Consider the following 23,800-nt stretch of genomic DNA (forward strand, 5'->3'; position numbering starts at 1 on the left):
TAGTCCTTCACGATTCCAGTTCCGCGGCAAGCCTTTCCAGCTCGCTGAGGACGAGGTCTTCGACGGTGTGGGCCAGCGCGGCGACCGTGCGCGCGGTCAGCACGTCGGCCGGGGTGAGCCGGATGTCGAACAGTGCGCTGGCTTGGGCGGAGATGTGCAGGCTGCGCAGCGAATCGCCGCCGAGGGCGAAGAAACTGTCCTGCGTGCCGACCCGGTCCGCGCCGAGGACCTCGGCCCAGATCGCGGCGAGCGCGCGTTCGGTCTCCGTCTCCGGTTCGACGTGCCGGGTTTTCGCCGCCCGCGGCGCGGGCAGCGCGTGCCGGTCGAGTTTTCCGTTGGCGCTGACCGGGAACCGGTCCAGCGCGACGAACACCGGCGGCACCAGGTAGTCCGGCAGGGACCGGGCCAGGAACTCCCTGAGCTTGTCTTCTTCCACGGCCGAAACGACGTACGCGACCAGCTGCTTCGCGCCCGGCTGGTCCTCGCGGACCACCACCGCGGCCTGCGCGACGTCCGGATGCTTCGCCAGCACGGCCTCGACCTCGCCGGGTTCGACGCGGAACCCGCGCAGCTTGACCTGGTCGTCGCGGCGGCCGAGGAATTCGAGCGTCCCGTCGGGCCGCCAGCGGACGAGGTCGCCGGTGCGGTACATCCGCTCCCCCGGCGGGCCGTCCGGGTCGGCGACGAACCGGTCCGCGGTCAGCCCCGGCCGGTCCCGGTAGCCCCGGGCGAGGCCCGCGCCGGCCAGGCACAGCTCGCCGGGCACGCCCGGCGGCACCGGGCGCAGGTCCGCGTCGAGCACCCGGACGCGCGTGCCGTCCAGCGGGCGGCCGATCGGGATCCGGTCCGGGACCGTGTCGTCCATCGGGTACGCGGTGGCGAACACGGTCGTCTCGGTCGGGCCGTAGCCGTCCACGACCCGCAGGCCGGGACACGCCGCCAGCACCCGCCGCACCGCCTCGGCCGGGACGACGTCGCCGCCGGTCCAGACCTCGCGCAGGCCGGTGAAGCACTCCGGCGTTTCCTGGGCCAGCACCCGGAACAGCCCGGCGGTGACCCACACGGCGGTCAGGCCGTGCTCGCGGACGAGGCCGCGCAGCAGCGGCGCGTCAGTACCGGTGTCAGGGCCGGTGACGACCCAGCCGCCGGTGAGCAGCGGCACCCACAGCTCGTAGGTCGAGGCGTCGAACGCCAGCGGCGAGTGCAGCAGGACCCGTTCGTGCGCCCCGCCGCGGAACCGGTGGTCGCCGGCCAGTGCCGTGACGTCGCGGTGGCGCACCACCACGCCCTTCGGGGTCCCGGCCGAACCGGACGTGTACATCACGCAGGCCGCCTGATCCGGGTCGACGGCGATCTCCGGGTCGGTGTCCGGCTCATCGTCCACAGAGGACAGCAGGACGGTCTGGCCGAGCGGGTGCTCCTCCCGCGAGACGACGAACCGGACGCCGTCGAGCAGGATCCGCTGCCGCTCCAGCGGGGCGCGCGGGTCGAGCGGCAGATACGCGCCGCCCGCCTTGGCCACGGCCAGTTCGGCGACCACCGCGTCCGCGTGGCCGACGGCGAGCCCGACCGGCTCCTCCGGCCGCAGCCCGAGGCCGGCCAGCCGGTTCGCGAGCCGGTTGGCCCGCCGGTTCAGCTCGGCGTAGGTCACCGGCGCGCCGCCGAGGACCGCCGCCAGCGCGTTCGGCCGGAGGCGCACCTGGTCGCCGAACACCTCGGGCAGCGATCGCGGCTCCGGTTCGCCGCCGGTGTCGGCCCGTTCGGCGAGGAGCTGGGTCTCGGCCGGGGTGACGACCGGGACCGCGCCGAGGGTGCGGGTGCCGTCCGCGGTCAGGCCACGGAGGATTTCCAGCAGCCGGGCGGCCAGGCCGGTCACCGTCGCGGGGTCGAAGAGCGCCGGGTCGTAGCCGACGTCCACGGTCAGCTCCGGGCCGGGCGAGGCCACGACGGTGACCGGGAAGTTCGTCGTCTCGCGGGCGGACAGGTCGCGCACGGTCAGGCCGTGCCCGGCGGACGCGCCGGTGATCGGGTAGTTCTCGAAGACCACCAGGCTGTCGCACAGGTGCACCCCGCCCGGCAGACCGGCCCAGCCCTGCACCCGCGCGAGCGGGACGTGCCCGTGTCCGCGCGCTTCGGCCTGCGCCGCCTGCAGGCGGGCGAGCCAGTCCGCGACCGGAGCACCTCGGTCCACCGAGACCCGGACCGGCAGGGTGTTGATGAAGATGCCGGGGATGTCGTCCACGCCGGGCACTTCGGCCGGGCGGCCGGACGCGGTCGCGCCGAACACGACGTCGTTCTGTCCACTGTAGACAGACAGCAGCAGCGCCCAGGCCCCCTGCAGCACCACGTTGTGGGTGAGGCCGTGGCGTTTGACGAACGCGTCCAGCCTCGCGGTGGCGGCCCGGTCCAGGCGGACGGGCAGCCACTCGGCCGAGCACGGGGCGTGGCCGGACGGCGGGGTCCGGTCGCCGGGCAGCTGTGTCGGGCCTTCGACCCCGGCGAGCGCCGTGCGCCAGAACTGTTCGGCGGCGGCCTGGTCGTGCTGGCCGAGCCAGGCGAGGTAGTCGCGGAACGGCGGCCGCGACGGCAGCGGCTGTCCGGCATAGGCGGTGCAGACGTCCGAGAGCACCTGGAAGACGCTCCAGCCGTCGAGCAGGACGTGGTGGAACGTCCAGAGCACCTGGACTTCCGTCGCCGAAAGCCGCGCGAGCGCGACGCGGGCCAGCGGCGCGACGGCGAGGTCCAGCCCTTGCGCCCGGTCTTCGGCCAGGAGCCGCGCCAGCTCGGCTTCGCGGTCGTCCACAGTGGTCCAGTCGAGGTGCCGGACCGGCAGTTCGGCCGCGCGGTGCACGACCTGGACCGGCTCGTCCACGCCGGTCCAGACGAACGACGTGCGCAGCACCGGGGTGCGGTCGACGACCTGCTGCCACGCCTGGCCGAGCCGCTGCGGATCGGTGACGCCTTCGAGCACGAAAGTGGCCTGCTCGAAGTACATGCCCTGGGCGGTCTGGGAAAGGCCGTGGAAGACCATCCCGCCCTGCATCGGGGTCAGCGGGTAGATGTCCTCGACGGCCTGCCCCGCCACTAAACGGTCCACAGTGGACTGGTCGAGCGCGGCCAGCGGGAAGTCGGACGGCGTCCGGCCGCCCGCGCCCGGCTCGGCGCAGTGCGCGATGATTTCCCTCAGCGCGGTCAGCATCTGCTCGGCCAGGGCTTCGACCCCGGTGGTGGCGTGCGACCAGGTCAGCTCTAGAACGCCTGCTTCGACCCGGCCGACGACGTCGAGCACGTGGGTGCGGGGCGCGTCCGGGTCGACATCGGCGTCCAAGCTGCCAGCGCGGAACAGCCCGCCTTCCGCGGCGCTGAACTGCCCGAGATAGTTGAAACTCACCTGCGGTTCGATCGCCGGTGCCGTGCCGGTCAGGTAGCGCAGGGCGCCGTAACCGATGCCTCGCCGCGGAATCGCGCGCAGCTGTTCCTTGACCGCTTTCAGCGCGGGCCCCCACTCGTCCGGGACGTCCAGCGCCACCGGGAACATGCTGGTGAACCAGCCGACTGTCCGGGACAGGTCGACGCCGTCGAACAGGTCTTCGCGGCCGTGGCCTTCGAGGTCGATCACCGGCGTTTCGCCGGTCCAGTCCCGCAGCACGCGGCCCAGCGCGGTCAGCAGCACGTCGTTGACCTGCGTGCGATACACCTCGGGGACGTCCTGCAGCAGCGCGCGGGTCTCCTCGGCGGTCAGCCGGACGGTGACCTCGCGAGTGTCGGCGAGGACGCCCGGGTCGCGCGGGGGCACCGGCGGGAGGGACTGCCAGTGGGCGAGTTCGTCGTCGAAACCGCCCGCCTCGGCGTGGTCGGCGAGCCGCCGGGACCAGGCGAGGAACGACGTCGTCTTCGGTTCGAGGGCTTCGCCGCGGTAGGCGGTTTCCAGGTCCTCCAGGAGGATCCGCCACGAGACGCCGTCGATGACCAGGTGGTGCGCGGCCAGCAGCAGCCGTCGCCCGTCGAGGACCGCGTTCAGCAGCGGACCGCGTTTGACGTCGAAGGCGGGCTCGCCGACGAGCAGTTCCACCGGACCGGGCGGATCGCAGTGCTGTGTCCCGTTGAACCGCAGGCGCAGGGCGTCGTGGTGCGCCCAGACCTCGGCGAGGGCGCGGCGCAACGCGGGCTCGTCGATGTCCTCGGCGAACTCCAGCACCACCCGCTGGTCGAACCGCTCGGGCTGGGTCTCGAAGTACCAGCGCTGGATCGGCGTCAGCGGCGCTTCACCGACGACCGGGCCCTGTTCGGCTCTCGGCCCGTGGTCGCCGCCGGCGTGTGCGGCGAGCGCGGCCAGCGTCGGATGCCGGAACACCTCGTGCGGCAAGAGGATCAGCCCGGCGCGACGGGCGCGGGAGACGACCTGGATGCTGAGGATCGAGTCCCCGCCGAGTTCGAAGAAGTTCGTCTCGGCGCCGACGTCCTCGACGCCGAGCACCTCCGACCAGATCGCGGCCAGGGTCCGTTCAGCCTCGGTCGCCGGGGCGGTGCGGGTGCCGGTCGCGCCGAAGTCCGGCGCGGGCAGAGCCTTGCGGTCGAGTTTTCCGTTGACATTCAACGGCAACCGGTCGAGCCGGACGAACGCGGCCGGGACCATGTAGTCCGGCAAGGTCCGGGAGAGGAACGCGGGCAGCTCGTCCGCGTCCCCGGTGTAGTAGGCGACGAGCCGCTTGACACCGTGGTCCTCGCGCGCCAGCACGGCGGCCTGGGCGATCCCGGGGTGCGCGGCCAGCGCGGCCTCGACCTCGCCGGGCTCGATCCGGAACCCGCGGATCTTGACCTGCTCGTCCACGCGCCCGGCGAAGTCCAGCTCACCGTTCGCGGTCCAGCGCACCAGGTCGCCGGTGCGGTACATCCGCTCCCCCGGCGGCCCGAACGGATCGGGCAGGAACCGCTCGGCGGTCAGCCCTGGCGCGCCGTAGTAGCCGCGCGCCAGGCCCGCGCCGGCGAGATGCAGTTCGCCCAGCGCGCCCGGCGGGACCGGCCGCAGGTCCGGGCCGAGGACGTACGCGCGGGTGTTGTCCAGCGGCTTCCCGATCGGCACGACGTCCGGCACCGGGCCGAGCACCGGATGCGCGAGCGCGAACGTCGTGGTCTCGGTCGGGCCGTACACGTCCACGACGGTCGTGTCCGGGCAGGCCTCCCGCACCCGCCGCACCGCCGCCGACGGGACGGCGTCGCCGCCGGTCCAGACCTCCCGCAGCCCCCGGAAGATCTCCGGCGCTTCCCGCGCGGCGAGCCGGAACAGACCGGTGGTGAGGAACGCGCAGCCGACGCGGTATTCGGCGAGCAGGCGGCCCATGGTGTCCAGATCGAGGTCGCCGGGCGGGGCGACGACGACCGTGCCGCCGTTGAGCAGCGGCACCCACAGCTCGTAGGTTGAGGCGTCGAAGGCCTGCGACGCGTGCAGCAGCACGCGGTGGTGCTGGGCGAAACGCCGGTCGGCCGCGAGGGCCACGATGTCGCGGCGGCTGGGGGCGACGCCCTTCGGCTTGCCGGTGGAGCCCGAGGTGTACATGACGTACGCGAGGTTGCCCGGGTCCGCCTTCGGGAGCTGGACGTCCGCGGTCTGGTCGCCGGGGACGACGATGGGTCCACTGTGGACTTCTTCGGCGGTGTCGCGCCAAGTGTCGTCGGTGACCAGGATCTTCGCCCCGGACAACAGGGTCTTGAGCCGGGGCGCGGGCGCGCGGGTGTCCAGCGGCAGGTAGGCCGCACCGGCCTTGACGATCGCGAGTTCCGCGACGATCAGCCCGGGCGAGCGGTCCATCAGCACGCCGACGAGCGTTTCCGGCCGGGCCCCGAGCGAGACCAGGTGCCGGGCGAGCCGGTCGGACCGCTGGTCCAGCTCCGCGTAAGTGAGGCTGATCCCGTCGCCGGCCACCGCGATCGCGTCCGGCGCGCGGCGGACCTGCGCGGCGAACAGCTCGGTCAGGTCGTCCTGCGGGAGCGGCCGGGCGGTGTCGTTCCAGTCGGACAGCACCTGACGGCGTTCCGCTTCGGTGAGCAGATCGATGTCCTCCAGCGTCCGGTGCGTGCCGAAGGCCTCCAGGACCGCGGTGAGCTGCCGGGTGATCCGCTCGGCGGTCTCGGCGTCGAACAGGTCGGGGTCGTAGCCGACGTCGAGGGTCAGCTGCTCCCTCGGCGACGCGACGACGCTGATCGGGTAGTTCGTCGTCTCGGCCGCATCGACGTCGCGCAGCCGCAAGCCGCGTGTCGACGCCTTGTCGATCGGGTAGTTCTCGAACACCACGATGCTGTCGAAAAGGCTTCCGCCACAACCGCTCCAGGCCTGCAGCTTCGTCAACGGCAGGTGACCGTACCGGCGGGATTCCACCTGCGCGGCCTGAAGCTCGGCCAGCCACTCCGCCACCGGAGCCCCGGTCACGGTGACCCGCACCGGCAGGGTGTTGATGAAGATGCCGGTGATGTCGTCGGCACCGGGCAGATCGACCGGACGCCCGGAGACGGTGGTGCCGAAGCAGACGTCGCGTTCGCCGCTGAGCCGGGACAGCACCAGCGCCCACGCCCCCTGCAGGACGGTGTTCAGCGTGAGCCCGGCACGGCGCGCGAAGTCCCGCAGCCGTCCGGAGTTTTCCACTGGTACGCGCAGCCATTGCGAAGACCGGGTGGTGTGCGCCTGGGCGGGGGCACGGTCGTAGGGCAGCCGGGCGGGCGCGACGAGGCTGCCGAGTTCGCGCCGCCAGTGTGCCTCGGCCGCCGCGTCGTCCTGCCGGTCCAGCCAGGCGACGTAGTCCCGGAACGGCGGACGCTCGGGAAGCTCGGCGCCGGAGTAGGCGGCGAAGACGTCGGACAGCACGCCGAAGACGCTCCAGCCGTCGAGCAGGACGTGGTGGAACGTCCACAGCACCCGGACTTCGGTGTCGGACAGCCGGGCGAAAGCCAGCCGCAGCAACGGCATTTCGGTGAGGTCGAGCCCTTGGGCCCGGTCGGCGGCGAGCAGGTTCTGCCACGCCTGGTCGCGTTCGTCCTCGGTGCGGTCCCGCCAGTCGTGCCGGGCGATCGGGACCGGCGCCTGCCGCTGGACGACCTGGACCGGCTCCGGCACGCCCTCCCAGGCGATCCGCGTCCGCAGCACCGGCGTCCGGTCGACCACCCGCTGCCACGCCCGTTCCAGGGCGGCCAGGTCGCTGACACCGTCAAGGACGAACCCGACCTGCTGGAAGTAGACCCGCTCCCCAGGTTGGGACAGCGCGTGGAACACCATCCCGGACTGCATCGGTGTCAGCGGGTAGACGTCCTCGACTGTCGCGCCAGTGCCGACGAGGTCGTCCACTGTGGACTGATCGAGCGCGGCCAGCGGGAAGTCCGACGGCGTCCGGCCGCCCGTATCAGGGTCGGCGCAGTGCCGGATGATCTCGCGCAGCGCGGTCGTCATCGCGGCGGCGAGGGTGTCCATAGTGGACCTTTGGTGGACGCCTTCGGCGTAGTACCAGGTCAATTCCAGCTCTCCGGTCTCGACACGGCCGACGACGTCGAGCAGATGCGCGCGAGCCGAGCGCGGGCTTTCGTCGGATTCGATGCGGCCGGAGCCGAACTGGCCGAGATAGTTGAAACTCACCTGCGGGTCGATCTCCGGCGCGGTGCCGGTGAGATACCGCAGCGCGCCGTAACCGATCCCGCGCCTCGGCACCGCGCGCAGCTGCTCCTTCACCGACTTGAGCGCGGCGCCCCAATCGTCCGGGACGTCCAGCGCGACCGGGAAGACCGTGGTGAACCAGCCGACCGTCCGGGACAGGTCGACGTCGCTGAACAGCTCCTCGCGGCCGTGGCCTTCGAGGTCGATCACTGGCGTGCCGCCGGTCCAGTCCCGCAGGACCCGGCCGAGTGCGGTGAGCAGCACGTCGTTGACCTGCGTGCGATAGACCTTCGGGACGTCTCGCAGCAACGCCCCGGTCTCCGCAGCGGACAGCCGGGCGGTCACCGAGCGCATCGAGGCGACCGTCGCCTCGCCTCGGCCGTCCACCGGCAGCACGGTCCGGCCGGACACGCCGCGCCAGTAGCCGAGTTCGTCGTCGAACCCGCCGTCGGCAGCGTGCTCGGCGAGCCGGATCGCCCAGTCCTGGAAGGACGTCGTGCGGGGGCCGAGGTCGATCGGTTTGCCTTGCAAGACCTGGTTGTAGGCGCGTTCGAAGTCCTCGATCAGCACCCGCCAGGACACGCCGTCGACCACGAGGTGGTGGATGGCGAGCCGGTCTCCGTCGAACCGGACTAGCGGGGTCTCGCTGCCGACCGGACCGTTCTCTTGCAGCCAGTGGGTTTCTCCGCGAGCGAAGCGCATCCGCAGCGCGTCGTGGTGCGTCAGCAGCGCCTCGACGGCCGCCTGCGCCGCCTCCGGGTCGACGGTTCCCACGCGGACGAACTGGTGGAAGTGGTCCGGCTCGGCGGTTTGCGTCGCGAAGAACCAGCGCTGGATCGGGGTGAGCGGCACCGGCCCCTGGACCGGGCCGCGCTCGACGGCCGCGGTCGCGGTGCGGGCCGCCGTCGCGAGCGCGGCCGGGGTGCGGTGCGCGAACAGGTCGCCGGGCTGCAGGTCCAGCCCGGCCCGGCGGGCGCGCGAAACCACCTGCATGCTGAGGATCGAGTCGCCGCCCAGCTCGAAGAAGTCGTCGGTCGCGCCGACCCGGGCGACGCCGAGGACGTCGGCCCAGATCCCGGCGATCGTGTGCTCGCGCTCGGTGCGCGGCGGAACGTGGTCCCGCGCCCCGAATTCGGGCGTCGGCAGCGCTTGGCGGTCGAGTTTCCCGTTGACATTCACCGGGAACTTCTCCAGCCGGACGAACGCGGCGGGCACCATGTAGTCCGGCAGCGTCCGGCCGAGGAACTCCGCCAGGTCGCGGGTCTCGCCGACGACATACGCGACCAGCCGCTTCACCCCGCCGTCCGAACGCGCCAGCACGGCCGCCTGCTCGACCCCGGGATGCTCGCCGAGCGCGGCTTCGATCTCGCTCGGCTCGACCCGGAAGCCGCGGATCTTGACCTGCTCGTCGGCCCGGCCGACGAATTCGAGGGCGCCGGCGGAGTTCCAGCGCACCAGGTCGCCGGTGCGGTACATCCGCTCCCCCGGCGGGCCGAACGGGTCCGCGACGAACCGCTCGGCGGTCAGCCCGGACCGGCCGAGGTAGCCGCGCGCCAGGCCGGCACCGGCGATATGCAGTTCGCCGGGCGCGCCGGGCGGGGCGAGCCGGAGGTCCGCGTCGAGAACGTAAACGCGGGTGTGGTCGAGCGGCCCGCCGATCGGGACGACGTCCGGGACCTCGCCGGGCAGCGGGTGCACGGTCGCGAAGGTGGTGGTCTCAGTGGGGCCGTAGACGTCGGCGACCAGGGTGTCCGGGCAGGCCGCCTGCACCCGGCGCAGCGCCGCGGCGGGGACGGCGTCGCCGCCGGTCCAGACCTCCCGCACGCCCGCGAAGACCTCCGGCGATTCCTGCGCGACCAGCCGGAACAGCCCGGTGGTGAGAAACGCGCCGGTCACGCCGTACGTGGTGAGCGAGCGGCCGAGCGTCTCGACGTCCACGTCCCCCGGCGGGGCCAGCACGACGGTGCCGCCGTTGAGCAGCGGCACCCACAGCTCGTAAGTGGCGGCGTCGAAGGCCTGTTGCGAGTGCAGCAGAATCCGGTCGTGCCGGGCGAACCGCTGGTCGGCGGTGAGCGCCACGACGTCGCAATGCCGCGCCGCCACGCCCTTCGGCCGGCCGGTCGACCCGGAGGTGTAGATGACGTACGCGAGCTGTTCGGGATCGACGGGGATGCCTGGCGGGGTGTCCGGCCCGCTGCTCTCGCCGATGACGATGGTGCCGGAATGGACTTCCCCGGCGGTTTCGCGCCACGCGTCGTCCGCGACCAGCACGGTCACGTCGGCCTCGCTGAGAAGCAGCCGCATCCGCTCGGCGGGCGCGCGCAGGTCCAGCGGCAGGTACGCGCCGCCGGCCTTGACGATCGCGAGTTCCGCGACGACGAGTTCGGGCGACCGGTCCATCAGCACGGCGACCCGGTCCTCCGCCCGCACGCCCGCCTCGATCAGCCGGTGGGCCAGCCGGTTCGCGCGGGCCTCGAGTTCGCGGTAGGTGATCTGCTCGTCGTCGGTCACCAGGGCGACAGCGTCCGGAGTGCGGCGGGCCTGTGCCTCGAACAGCTCGGGCACGGCGGCGGGCGGCACCGGGCGGGCCGTCTCGTTGCGCTCGGCGAGCAGTTCTTCGGTCTCGGCGGCGGACAGCATCGGCACCTGGGACACCGGCTGATACGGAGCCGCGACCATGCCCCGGACCAGCGCTTCGAGGTGCGCCGCGAGCCGCGCCGGATCGCCGATCCGCGCCGGGTCGTGCGTGAGGATCAGCGACAGCCGGCGTCCGGGGTAGGCGACGACGCCCAGCGGGTAGCTGGTCCGCTCGGCCGCGCGGACGTCGCGCAGCTCGGGCACCTCGTCGATCGGGTAGTTCTCGAAGACGACGATGCTGTCGAAAATGCTCCCGTCGCTGCCGCTCCAGGCCTGCAGGGTGGGGAGGCCGACGTGCCCGAACCGGCGCGATTCCGCTTGCGCCGCTTGGAGATCGCGCAGCCAGTCCGCGACCCCTTGCGTACCGTCGAGCCGCACGCGCACCGGCAGGGTGTTGATGAAGATGCCGGGAATGTCGTCCGCGCCGGGCAGTTCCGCCGGACGGCCGGACACCGTCGCGCCGAAGCACACCTCGGTTTCGCCGCTGTAGCGCGACAACAGCGCGGCCCAGGCACCCTGGACGACGGTGTTGACCGTCAGCCGGTGCCGCCGCGCGAAGGCGTATACCGCGGCCGACGTCTCGTCGTCCAGCTCCACCGGGATCCGGCCGGTCGAACTCGACGTGTGCGTGCGGACGGCTGGCCGCTCGACCGGCAGCGGCGTCGGCGTCACCCCGGCGAGTTCGGCCCGCCAGTGCGCCTCGGCCCGCTCGTCGTCCTGCGCCGCAAGCCAGGCCGCGTAGTCGCTGAACGGCGGCCGGACGGGCGGTTCCTCCCCGCGCAGCACCGCGATGACGTCGGACAGGAGACCGAAAACGCTCCAGCCGTCGAGCAGCACGTGATGGAAGGTCCAGAGCACGCGCACCCGGGTGGCGGATTCCCGGGCGATCGCCAGCCGCGCCAGCGGTGCCCGGTCGAGGTCGAAGCCTTCGGCCAGGTCTTCTTCCAGCAGCTGTGCCAACGCTTTCTCCGCGTCCACATCGGACCAGTCCAGATAGGACACTGGCAGTTCAGCCGCGCGCTGCACGACCTGCAGCGGCTGCGGCACGCCGTCCCACACGATCCGGCTGCGCAGGATCGGGGTCCGCTCGACAATCCGCTGCCAGGCCTCGCCGAGCCGCCGCGGGTCGGGCACGTCGTCCACGGTGAACGAAACCTGTTCGAAGTAGACACGGTCGCCGGGCTGGGCGAGGTCGTGGAACACCATCCCGGCCTGCATCGGGGTCAACGGGTAGATGTCTTCTACCGCTTGCCCTTGGACGAGCGTGTCCACTGTGGACTGATCAAGCCCGGCCAGCGGGAAGTCCGACGGCGTCCGGCCGCCCGCCCCCGGTTCCGCGCAATGCCGGACGATCTCGCGCAGCGCCTCGGCCATCGCGGCGGCCAGCCGGTCCACAGTGGATTCTTCGTGCACGCCCTCGGCGTAATGCCAGGCCAGCTCCAGCTCGCCGCCCTCGACCCGGCCGACGACCTCCAGCAGATGCGGCCGGACAGTATCGGGCGAGACGTCCAGCGAGAGTTCCCGGTGCAGGGAAAAGTCGCCGGGCAGATCGAACTGGCCGAGGTAGTTGAAGCTCACCTGCGGTTCGATCACCGGTGCCGTGCCGGCCAGATACCGCAGGGCGCCGTACCCGATCCCTCGACGGGGGACCGCGCGCAGCTGCTCCTTGACCGCTTTCAGCGCCGGGCCCCAGCCGTCCGGAACGTCCAGCGCCACCGGGAACATGCTGGTGAACCAGCCGACCGTCCGCGACAGATCGACGCCGTCGAACAGCTCCTCGCGGCCGTGGCCTTCGAGGTCGAGCACCGGTATCGCGCCGATCCAGTCGCCCAGCACCCGGCCCAGCGCGGTGAGCAGCACGTCGTTGACCTGCGTCCGGTACGTCGGCGGCACCTCCCGCAACAGCGCGTGCGTCTCGTCCGCGGTGAGCCGGGCCGTGACGACGCGGGCCCGGCCGAAGGTGTTGTCCCCGGTCCCGTCCACCGGCAGCGGCGTCGGGGCGGGCAGCTCCCACCAGTGCGCGAGTTCGTCGTCGAAGCCGCCTGCCTGCGCGTGCTCGGCCAGCCAGGCGGCCCATTCGCGGAACGACGTCGTCCGCGGACCCAGGTCGATCGGCTTCCCGCGCACAGCCTGCTGATAGGCACGGTCGAGGTCTTCGAGCAGCAGCCGCCACGACACGCCGTCGACCACCAGGTGGTGCGCGGACAGGTGCAGAATCCGCGGCTCGCCGGTCAGCGACCAGCGCAGCAGCGAATGGCCCTCGTTGACGGCGGTGTTGTGCTGGTGCCAGGCGTCGCGGTCGTGGACGAACCGCATCCGCAGCGCGTCGTGCCGCTCGGACAGCGCGGCCAGCGCCGGGACCAGGGCGCTCAGCCGCACGTCGCCGGCGAGCCGGACCGCGATCGTCTGGTCGAACCGGTCCGCGGACAGGCCGAAGAACCACTGCTGGATCGGAGTGAGGACGACGTCGCCGCTTTCCGGGCCGCGGACCGGGATCGCCGCGGCCGCGCCGACCGCCGGGGCGAGCGCGGCGATCGTCTGGTGGCGGAACAGATCGGCGGTGGTCACGCTGAGCCCCGCGCGCCGGGCCTGCGCGCTGACCTGGATGCTCAGGATCGAATCGCCGCCGAGGGCGAAGAAGTTGTCCTCCACGCCGACGCGTTCGAGACCGAGCACGTCCGCCCAGATCCCGGCGAGCACGGCCTCGCGTTCGGTGCGCGGCGCGACCGTCCGCTCGCCGGCTGCCTGCGGTTCCGGCAGCGCACGGCGGTCGACCTTGCCGTTCGCGGTGAGCGGCAGTTCGGGCAGCGGGACGAGCACCGACGGCACCATGTAGTCCGGCACCGTGCGGCCGACCGCGCGGCGGAGCGCCTCGGTGTCCACAGTGGATCCCTCGGCAGCGACCACGTAGCCGACCAGATGCTTGCGCCCGGCAGTCGCCCGGATCGTCACGAACGCCTGCGCCACCTCGGGTTCGGCGGCGAGCGCGCGTTCGATCTCGGCCGGTTCGACCCGGAAGCCGCGGATCTTGACCTGATCGTCCACGCGGCCGAGGAATTCGAGCGTCCCGTCGGTGCGCCACCGGCCCCGGTCGCCGGTGCGGTACATCCGCTCCCCCGCACCGGACGGGTCGGCGACGAACCGGTCCGCGGTCAGGCCCGGCTGGCCGAAGTAGCCGCGCGCGAGCCCGGCCCCGGCGACGCAGATCTCGCCGGCCGCACCGCGCGGCAGCAGCCGGAGCCGGTCGTCGACCACGTGCACCCGGACGTCCCGCAGCGGGGTGCCGATCGGGATGACGTCGGGTGCCTCGGCCGTCATCCGGAACGACGTGGCGAAGGTGGTGGCCTCGGTCGGGCCGTACCCGTCCACGACGGTGATCCTCTGGTCGAGGACCCGGCGGACGGCGGCAGGCGGCACGACGTCGCCGCCGGTCCAGACCTCGCGCAGCCCGGCGAAGCACTCCGGCGTCTCCTCGGCGAAGAGCCGGAAGAGCCCGGCGGTCAGCCACAGCGCGGTGATCCGGTGCTCCGCGATCAACCGCTGGAGCCGGTCGGCGTCCAGGTCGCCGGGCGGCGCGACCACGACGGTGCCGCCGTTGAGCAGCGGCACCCACAGCTCGTAGGTGGAGGCGTCGAAGGCGAGCGGGGAATGCAGCAGCACCCGATCATGACGCGCGAAACGCGGGTCGGTCGCGAGCGCGGTAACGTCCGCGTGCCGCACCGCCACCCCCTTCGGAACCCCCGTGGACCCGGACGTGTACTCGACGTACGCCAGGTGCTCCGGGTCCGTGAAGGACTCCATGAGGGAATCTGATTCCCTCATGGAGTCCTTCACGACCAGCGACATTCCCTGGTGGACAGTACGGGCGGTGTCGTGCCAGGCATCGTCGGTGAGCACCAGCGACACGCCGTCGAGGACCCGGCGCAGGCGGTCGGCCGGGGCGCGCAGGTCGAGCGGCAGGTAGGCCGCGCCCGCCTTGAGGATCGCCAGCACGGCCACGACGAGATCGGCCGAGCGGTCCATCAGCACGCCGACCCGCTCTTCCGGCCGGACGCCGCTGCGGCGGAGGTGTCGCGCGAGCCGGTTCGCCCGGGTCTGCAACTCGCCGTAGCTCAGCCGGACGTCGCCGCACACCACCGCGGCCTCGTCCCGGTTGCGGTCGGCACAGCGGTCGAACAGTTCCGGCACCGTCTCGGCGGGCGTGTCCGAGCGAGCGGGCGGACGGTCGTCGGCGGCGCGCAGCGGGAGGTCGCCCACCGGCCGCGCCGGGTCGGCGGCGATCCCGGCGAGCAGGACTTCCAGGCTCCGCGCAAGACCCTCGACGGTCTCGGCGTCGAAAAGCGCAGTGGCGTACTCGACGGCGACGCGCAGGCCGTCGGGACGCGGCCAGAACTCCACCACGAGGTCGAACCGCGCCGACGGCCGGGGCAGCGCGTACTCGCTCACGTCCAGCCCGGCGACCGTGCGCTCCGCCACCAACGGACGCTGCAGGACCACCACCGCCTGCACCAACGGCGTCCGCGACGGGTCGCGTTCGGGCTGGACTTCCTCCACCACGCGGTCGAACGGGACGTCTCCGTGCGCGAACGCGGCCAGCACGGTTTCGCGGAACTCCGCCAGGAAGCGCTCGAACGGCTGCGCACCGTCCACATCGGACCGCAGGACCAGGGTGTTGACGAAGAATCCGGTCAGCTGCTCCAGTTCGGCCCGGTCGCGTCCGGACACCGCCGTGCCGACCGCGACGTCCCGCTGTCCGCTGTAGGCGGCGAGGACGACCTGCACGGCGGCGGTCAGGGTCATGAACAGCGTGGCACCCTGCGCGCGACCCGCTTCCGCGACGCGGCGCACCAGGTCGGCGGGCAGGTCGTGCCGGTGCACCGCGCCTTCGGTGGTGCGCTGCGGCGGCCGGGGACGGTCGGTCGGCAGGGCGAGCGGTTCGAGCCCGTCGAGCGCCTCGCGCCAGTACCCGAGCTGGTCCAGCCGTTCGGACGCCAGGCGCCACTGCGTGTAGTCCTGGTAGCCGAGCGGCAGCGGGGACAGGGTCTTGCCGGTGTACAGGTCGAAAAGCTCGTCGGTAAGCACGGCGATCGACCGGCCGTCGGTGACGATGTGGTGCTGGCACAGGAGAAGCAGGTGCTCGTCCGGGGCGAGCGGGAAGAGCACGGCCCGGGTCAGCGGCCCGGTCCGCAGGTCGAACGGTTCGTTCAGTTCGGCCTTCAGCGTCTCGTCGTCCGGGGCGCATTCGTTGATGCGCAACGGGATCTCCCCGGTCGGCGCGATCCGCTGCCCGCCTTCTCCGAACGTCGTGCGCAGCGATTCGTGCCGGGCGCAGAGCGAAGCCAGCGCAGCCCGCAGGGCCGCGCGATCGAGCGGACCGGAGAGCCGGATCCCGACGCCGGTGTTGTATTCGGTGCTTCCGCCGGTCAGCTCGTCGAGGAACCACAATCGCCGCTGAGCCGGGGAAAGCGGCAGCACGTCCCGGGTCGGCGAGACGGGGATCGCCTGCTCGGTCCTCGGCCGGTTTTCGAGGAACCGCGCAAGGTCGGTCACGCTGGGCGCGTCGAACAGCGCCCGCGCCGAGAGATCCGCGCCGAACGTCCGGCGCAACCGGGAAAGCGCCTGCACTGCCAGGATGGAATCGCCGCCGAGTGCGAAGAAATCGTCGTCCGTCCCGATGCGGTCCAGGCCCAGCACTTCCGCCAGAATGTCGGCGACGGCGCGTTCGGCGTCCGTTCTCGGCTCGCTGCGGTCCACCGGTTCCGCCGCAGGAGCGGGCAACGCGTTCCGGTCGACCTTTCCATTGGCACTCAAGGGAAGCTCGTCCAGCACGACCACCACCGACGGCACCAGATAGCCCGGCAACACCGCCGCCGCAACCGCCTTCAGGTCCTTTCGCGACACTCCCGGCACCAGCACGACATAGGCCACCAGCCGCTTGACGCCCGGCCCGTCTTCCCGCGCGACGACCACGGCCTCCGCCACCGTGTCGTCGGCGGCGAGCACGGCCTCGATCTCGCCGAGTTCCACCCGGAAACCGCGGATCTTGACCTGATCGTCGGCGCGGCCGAGGAATTCCAGCTCGCCCTGGTCGTTCCAGCGGACGACGTCGCCGGTGCGGTACATCCGCTCCCCGGGCACGGCCGGATCGGCGAGGAACCGCTCGGCCGTCGCGCCGGGACGCGCCCAATAGCCGCGCGCCAGCCCGGCACCGGCCAGGTACAGCTCGCCGGACGCGACCGGATTCAAGGCGTCGTCCAGGACATACGCGCGCACGTCGTCCAGCGGGCGGCCGATCGGCACCGCCGTGACGTCCGCCGACTGGACCGCGTGGGCCGTCGCGAAGGTGGTGGTCTCGGTCGGCCCGTACCCGTCGACCACGGTGACGCCGGGGCACGCGCGCAGCACCCGCCGCACCGCCCCGGCGGGGACGACGTCACCACCGGTCCAGACCTCCCGCACGCCTTGGAAGCAGTCCGGCGCTTCCTGCGCGACGACCCGGAAGAGCCCCGCCGTCAGCCAGACCGCGCCCACGTCGCAGCGGGAAAGAACCTCACGCAGGCTCTCGACGTCGAGGTCGCCGGGCGGCGCGACCACCACCGTGCCGCCGGTGAGCAACGGCACCCACATTTCGTAGGTGGACGCGTCGAAGGCGGCCGGGGAATGCAGCAGCACCCGCCGATGCGCGTCCCCGGCGAACCTCCGGTCCGCTGCCAGCGCCGCGACGTCCCGGTGCCGGACCGCGACCCCCTTGGGCGTTCCGGTCGAGCCCGACGTGTGCATCAGGTACGCCAGGTTGTCCGGATGTGCTGCTGCTTCAGGGAACTCCGCCTCCGGCAGCGGCTGGCCGAGCGCGACGATCTGTCCACTGTGGATCTCCGTGGCGCGCGCCGGGTCGTCGGTGAGCAGCACCGAAACCCCGGCCTCGACCAGCAGCGTTCGCAGCCGGCTGTCCGGCGCGCGCCGGTCGAGCGGCACGTACACGCCGCCGGCCGCGACGACGGCCAGCTCCGCGACGACCAGCCCGGCCGACCGTTCCGCCAGTATCCCGGCCCGGTCCTCCGCGCGCAGGCCCAGCCGCCCGAGATACGCGGCGAGGCGGGCCGCTTCGCCGGCCAGTTCGGCGTAGGTCAGCCGAGCCGCGCCGTCCACGGCCAGCGCGTCCGGAGCCGAGCGCACCTGTGCGGCGAACAGCTCCGGCAGGCTGCCGGGCGCGGCGTCCGTTCCGGCCGGAATGTCTTGGGCGGTCATCGTTTTCGCTACCTTCCGGGCACACCAAGGGATCCCGCCGGGCGGGAACGAGGGGTTGTCAGGGGCGGCGGCTCAGCACCGCCGCGCGAGCCGTCCGCCGATCTCGACCGCGGCCGCCGCGCCGGGCTCGCCGCGGAACCGGCCGCAGGGCGTGGCGCGGCCGGTCGCCGGATCTCGGACGGTGAAGGCGCCGCCGGCGTACCGGACCAGTTCGGGGAAGATCTCGCCGTCCACGTCGAGACACCCGCCGCCGGCGGCGTCCGGCCGCACCGTGTATCCGATGGCGCCGTTGCGGTAACTGCCGAAATCACCGTCCGGCATGGGAACCGCGACGGAATCCGCGGCGAGCAGGCGGCGGCGCGGGAGGTCGAATTCGGGCAGCGCTTCGACCAGATCGAGCCAGAGGTCGGCGCCCCCGGCCCCGTTGGCGGTCAGCGCGAGCACGCACGCCCCGGACTGGTCGATCCGCAGGTGGCACGACGTGCCGTCGGCGGTGCCGTCGTGCCCGAGCCAGCGGGAGTCCTCGTCGCCGAAACAGGCCAGCCCCAGCCCCCAGCCGTCGGCGAGGCCGAACGGTTCCGCGCCCGGCACCGGCCGGTGCAGATCGCTCGCGGTCACGACGTCGAGCAGCCCCGGCTTGCCGAGGTGGACTCGCCCCAGCGCGACGAGGTCGCGGGCGCTCAGCGCGAGCGCGCCCGCCGGGTCCAGCATCGGCGGCAGCAGTTGCTCGAGCGGACGCTCGCCGTCGCGGGCGTGCCCGGTCGCGATGCCCGGACTGTCGACGTAGACCGGCTCGATCTCCAAGGGCCGCAACAGGATCGACTCGACCGCCTCGCGCCAGCCCATCCCGGTGACCTCTTCGATCAGCGAGCCGGCCAGCGCGTACCCGAGGTTGGAATAGGAGAACGCGGTCCCCGGCTCGCAGACGGACTCCGCGGACCGCACCTCTTTCCGGCAGGACCCCGCCGTGTCGGCCGGGTCCGACGGCAGCCCGCTGGTGTGGCTCAGCAGCCGCCGCAGGGTCAGCGCGCCGGGAATCCGGGCGTCGCCCAGGATCTCGCCGGCCGGCTGGTCCAGGTCGAGGTCGCCGTCGGCGACGAGCATCATCGCCAGCGTCGCGGTCGCCGCCTTGGTGACCGAGCCGACCGGCACCCGCGTGTCCTCCCGCATCGCCCGGCCGCCGCCCGCCGAACCGGTCTGGACCATTACGGTCTCGCCGCCGGACCAGACCGCGACCTGCGCCCCCGGCACCCGATGCCGGACCGCCAGCCGCGAAAGCACCTCGGCGAGCCGGTCCGCGCCCGCGGCGCCAGGGACCGGGCGCCGTCTCGGGGTTTCTGGTCTTTCTTTCCGGGAGTGCATGACCAGGCCTTTCGAATACTCGTAGGAACCGCGCGGGGAATTGCCCCCGCCCGCGCGGCAGTAGCCCCAGCAGAGCGCGGACGCCATCGAGCCCAGGCCCGCGCTGGAATCCATACCCTGCCTAGATCGGTTGCGCTCCAGCAACCGCCAAACGAAGGACTCCGGCATATACCCGATCGCACCCAGCGTCACACATTGCCGAGACCATTCTAAAATATGAACAACGGGCTCACACCTCGGGGCGGCGCGCGGATAAGCGAACCGGATCTTGCGCATTCGGCGGACGCCCCGCCCGCGCACCGCACCGATTCCCGCTGCGCCGACCAGCGTAAACCGCCCCTTTCCCGGCGAGCCGATCCGCGCGCCCGACCGGAGAAGTGGCGCCAACAGCCGTCGGCATTACCCCGAACGCAGCAACATCACGGCCGCGCCCGCGCATTCCGTGAAACGATCACCTCCCGGCCGGGCCAAAACGCCCCCGGACTGCTGGCGAGACAAGTCGATCTCACGGAATCACCGAAGCCGCCCGTTAAACCTCACCCGATCACCGGAAGATTCCGGCGGATCCCCGGAAGCGGAATTCGTTCCTCCCGGATCGCCGCGCGAATGCCTGGTAACGAAACCGGAGGCGGCGCGGCCGCCTTGCACCGGTTTCTTACCGCCGGGTAACCGGCCGTTGCCGCGGCGCGGCCGCGCCGGGCGTCCGCACCGGACTGCCGCAGTGGATTCCGTCACGAGCACCTCCGAACGCACAGTCGCGCCCGCCGCCGGAAACGTTGCAGCCCCGCCGCGACCATTAGCCGAACAGCGGAACGGACTTCTCGCCCGGCCCTCCGGAAATGCCCACTGTCGGCAAACTGCCAATAGCCGGTCAATTCGGCGACAGTCCGGCAAACCTGCCGTTAAAGGAGACTGTCCGCCCGGTTGCCCGCGAATTGACGGCCTTCCCGCGGCCGAACCGAATACGTCCACAGCGGACAATCCAAACCGGCCCGCGTCACCCGGACGCCCGTTCGCCGCGCATCGCGGAAAGCAGCACCGGCAATGCGACCGCCAGCGCGATCCCCCGCACCGCACCGGCGACCGGATACGCCGCCCGGATGCCGAATCCGTCCGCGACGAGCCCGCCGGCCAGCGAGCCGAGCGGCATCAATCCCCAGCCCAGCATCCGGTAAACACTGTGGACCCGCCCGCGCAATTCCGCCGGCACCGATTGCTGCCGGAGACTGACCGTGACCACGCTCCAAAGCGTCGAGGCGAATCCGTTAATCCCCAACAGCACGCCGAGCACGACCGCATTCGGACTGAGCCCGATCAATCCGAAGAGGATCACATTGGCGATCAACGCACTCAGCAACGCCCGCAGCGCCCCGATTCTCGCGACGATGCGCGCGTTGACCATCCCGCCGAGCACACTCCCGACCGCCGCCCCGGCCAGCAGCACCCCAAACCCCTGGCCGCCGACGTGCAGGGTCTGCGTCGCGAGCAGCACCACCGTGACGTTCCCGAGCTGATAGCAAAACGTGTTGACCGCCAACAGCCCCGCCAGCGTCCGCAACAGCCGATGCCGCCCGAGCCAGCGCACCCCCTCGGCCACCGCGACCCGCGGCACTCGCACCACCCGCGGCACCGGTCGCCGCGGCAAAGTCGCCAGCAACACCGCGGACACCGCGAACGAAGCCGCGTCCACCCCGAACGGCACCGCCGCCGCCACCGCGAACAACACACTGCCGATCGGCGGCCCGACGAACAACTGCCCGGCATTGGCGACCGCGTACTGACTGCCGTTCGCCCGATGCAACTGCGCGTCGGAAACGAGATCCGGCAACACCGCGAGCGACGCGTTGGCGAAGACAACCTCGCACGCACTGAGCCCGAACCCCATGACCGCCAGCCCCGCGATGTCGATCCGCCCCAGCCAGATCAGCACCGCCGCCACCGCGACGATCGCCGCCTGAACGACCTGCGACCGCCACAGCAACCCGACCCGGTCGCAGCGATCCACCAGCGCGCCCGCCGGCAAGGAGAGCAGCAGCCAGGGCAGGTAGGTCGCCGCGGAGACGACCGAGACCAGCAGCGGATCGCGCGTGATGGTGACGGTGAGCAGCGGAACGGCCGCCGAGAAGACCCCGTCGCCGACGTTGTCCACCGCCGAGGCCCACCACAGCCGCCAGTACGCGGCGGGGAGTTTGGAGTCGCGTTTCACCATAACGGGGAGGGTGCCGGAGTCGAACATGTGTTCGCCATGATGTAGGGTGGAGCTACAAAGAGCATTTCGCGGAACCAGCGTGGACCGCCGAGGGCATCCGGTACCGCTTCGGTCTGAAGCACGGGCAAGCGGCGACCCGGCTCGCCCCGTAGCTGCCTCGTCCGTTGTCCGGCGGAAGTCTTGCGCGGCTGTCCTGCCGAAGCCAGCAAGCACAACGCGACTCGCCTCCGGCAGCTTGCCGCAGTATCGGGCTGGCGCACGTCCGATCGCGGGAGCAGCCGTTCGCCGCCTTGCCAGCGACGGACGGATTCGCCGCCTCGCCAGCGGCGGACGGAACGGCGGCGAACACATCCGCTAGCGTCCCGCCTAGCCGACGAGGCCGACCGTACTGCGGACCGGAGGAGCCGACGATGTCGCGCGCGGGCGAACTGGTTACCGAGACCCTCGAGTACGACGGCGGCCGCCAGGTCACGGCCTACGTCCCGGCGGATCGGCCGGAGGCCATCGTGTTCGCCGCCGACGGCGAGGAGATCGCGCGGTGGGGCGGCGACCTCGAGGCCGCGGCTAGCAGCGTGACGGCGAAGGTCGCCGACGGGACCTCGTTGACTGCCGACGGGACCTCGGCGACTGTCGACGACGTGCCGCCCACGATGATCGTCGGCGCGCATCACCACGCCGACGAGACTGTGCGGCTCCACGAGTACTCCCCGGGCTTCGATCCGGAGCGGTTCTCGGCGCACGAGCGGTTTTTCCGCGAGGACGTCGGCCACTGGGCACGATCGAGGTTCGGCGTGGCGCTGCCCGCCGAGCGCACCGCGGTGTGCGGTGTCTCGGCAGGCGGAGAGCTGGCGCTGGCCATGGGGCTTCGGCATCCGGACGTCTACGGCACCGTCTTCTGCGCCTCGCCCGGCGGAGGCTACCGGCCGCCGGACGACCTGCCGGGTTCGCTGCCGCGGGTGTACCTCGTCGCTGGCACACAGGAGCCGTTCTTCCTCCAGAACGCGGCCCGGTGGGCGGACGCGCTGCGCGACGCGGGAGCAGACGTCGTGCTGCACGAGCGAGCCGGATCGCACGGCGACGCCTTCTGGCGCGAAGAGTTCCCGCTGATGGCGGCGTGGGCGTTCGGGCAGTGAAGAAGCTCCCGTCACGGTCCACGTATATCGCTTGCCGCAAGATCCAGAGTGCCGCACACTGACCGGCCGATACTCGACGTGACCGCGGCGGGCGCAATCCAGACGAACAGGTGGTTCATGACCGACGTGATCATCGCCGGCGGCGGCCCCACCGGCGCGACGCTCGCCGCCGAGCTGCGGCTGCACGGGGTCGAGGTCCTGGTGCTGGAGAGGGAAACCGAGCCCATCCCGCTCGCCCGCATTGTCAGTCTGCATATTCGAACTCTCGAACAGCTCGCGATGCGCGGGCTGGCCGAGCGCGTCCTCGAACACGGACGGCGGCGTCCGGTCGGCGGCGTCTTCGCCGGAATCGCCAAACCCGCGCCCGCGAGCCTCGAATCGGCTTATCTGCTGGGCATCCCGCAGCCCATTGTCGTCCGCCTGCTCGAAGAGCACGCGATCGAACTGGGCGCGGAAGTCCGGCACGGCTGCGCGGTCGCCGGTTTCGCACAGGACGACAACGGCGTGACCGTCGAACTGACCGACGGCGAACGGCTGCACGCGCAGTACCTCGTCGGCTGCGACGGTGCGCGCAGCACGGTGCGCAAACTGCTCGGCGTCGGCTTCCCCGGCGAGCCGTCGCGGAACGAGACGTTGATGGGCGAGATGGCCGCGACCACCCCGCCAGAGGAAATCGCCGCCAAGGTCGCCGAGATCCGCGAGACGGACAAACGGTTCCTGTTCAGCCCAGTCAGCGAAGACAGCTACCGAGTCGTGGTCCCGGCGGCGGACCTCAGTGCGGAGCCGCCCGTGCTGGAGGACTTCAAGAACCGGCTCCGCGCCGTCGCCGGAACCGATTTCGGCGTGCACTCCCCGCGCTGGCTGTCCCGCTTCGGCGACGCGACCCGGCTGGCCGACCGATACCGGGCCGGCCGCGTGCTGCTGGCCGGCGACGCCGCGCACATCCACCCGCCCACCGGCGGACAGGGGCTCAACCTCGGCGTGCAGGACGCGTTCAACCTCGGCTGGAAACTGGCCGCGCAGCTCCGCGGCTGGGCCCCGGGATCCCTGCTGGACACCTACGAGACCGAACGCCGCCCCGTCGCCGCGGACGTCCTCGACAACACCCGCGCGCAGATGGAACTGTCGTCCGCCGAAGCGGGACCGCAGGCCGTGCGCAGACTGCTCGCCGAACTGATGGACCTCGACGAGGTGAACCGCCGCCTGATCGGGAAAATCACCGCGATCGACCTCCGCTACGACCTCGGCGAGGGCCCCGCCCTGCTCGGCAGCCGCCTGCCCGACCTCGACCTGAAGCAGGGCCGCCTCTTCGAACGGCTGCACCGCGGCCACGGCCTGGTGCTCGACCGGACCGAACGGCTGAGCGTCGAAGGCTGGGCGGACCGGGTCGACCTGATCGAGGATTCCACTGTGGCGCTGGAGCATCCGGCAGTCCTGCTGCGACCGGACGGCTACGTCGCCTGGATCGGCGAGGACCAGCAGGACCTCGACGATCATCTCGCCCGATGGTTCGGCCAACCCCGATAGACACGAACGTCGCGCTGAGCACGAGCGGCAGCTACCTCGCCTCGA

General features: G+C 72.0%; 5 protein-coding genes. 2 read left to right on the forward strand and 3 right to left on the reverse strand.

Annotated elements, in window-relative coordinates; all coding sequences use genetic code 11:
- Positions 1–7 precede the first annotated feature (7 nt).
- The 3 genes from ACFSVL_RS38350 to ACFSVL_RS38360 form a co-directional block, all read right to left on the reverse strand.
- A complete protein-coding gene (locus tag ACFSVL_RS38350; protein ID WP_378311697.1) occupies positions 8–17,524 on the reverse strand; it encodes a non-ribosomal peptide synthetase in 17,517 nt (5,838 codons plus the stop codon).
- A 72-nt stretch (positions 17,525–17,596) separates the two neighbouring features.
- On the reverse strand, positions 17,597–19,000 hold the full coding sequence (locus tag ACFSVL_RS38355; protein ID WP_378311698.1) for a serine hydrolase domain-containing protein: 1,404 nt from the start codon (positions 18,998–19,000) through the stop codon (positions 17,597–17,599).
- Between the two features lie 883 nt (positions 19,001–19,883).
- Entirely contained in the window at positions 19,884–21,095 is a 1,212-nt protein-coding gene (locus ACFSVL_RS38360; RefSeq protein ID WP_378311700.1) for an MFS transporter, read from the reverse strand.
- A gap of 410 nt (positions 21,096–21,505) precedes the next feature.
- Between ACFSVL_RS38360 and ACFSVL_RS38365 the strand changes: the two genes are divergently transcribed.
- Positions 21,506–22,228, forward strand: coding sequence for an alpha/beta hydrolase (locus ACFSVL_RS38365; protein ID WP_378311701.1), 723 nt, complete (start codon positions 21,506–21,508; stop codon positions 22,226–22,228).
- 117 nt (positions 22,229–22,345) lie between these two features.
- On the forward strand, positions 22,346–23,755 hold the full coding sequence (locus ACFSVL_RS38370) for an FAD-dependent monooxygenase (protein WP_378311703.1): 1,410 nt from the start codon (positions 22,346–22,348) through the stop codon (positions 23,753–23,755).
- Positions 23,756–23,800: the final 45 nt, after the last annotated feature.

Source organism: Amycolatopsis silviterrae (assembly GCF_042684085.1).
Taxonomy (GTDB): Bacteria; Actinomycetota; Actinomycetes; order Mycobacteriales; family Pseudonocardiaceae; genus Amycolatopsis; species Amycolatopsis silviterrae.

Excerpts from the sequence above, each read along its gene's own strand:
- ACFSVL_RS38350 (WP_378311697.1), bottom strand. The coding sequence starts at position 17,524 with ATGACCGCCCAAGACATTCCGGCCGGAACGGACGCCGCGCCCGGCAGC.
- ACFSVL_RS38355 (WP_378311698.1), bottom strand. The coding sequence starts at position 19,000 with ATGGATTCCAGCGCGGGCCTGGGCTCGATGGCGTCCGCGCTCTGCTGG.
- ACFSVL_RS38360 (WP_378311700.1), bottom strand. The coding sequence starts at position 21,095 with ATGGTGAAACGCGACTCCAAACTCCCCGCCGCGTACTGGCGGCTGTGG.
- ACFSVL_RS38365 (WP_378311701.1), top strand. The coding sequence starts at position 21,506 with ATGTCGCGCGCGGGCGAACTGGTTACCGAGACCCTCGAGTACGACGGC.
- ACFSVL_RS38370 (WP_378311703.1), top strand. The coding sequence starts at position 22,346 with ATGACCGACGTGATCATCGCCGGCGGCGGCCCCACCGGCGCGACGCTC.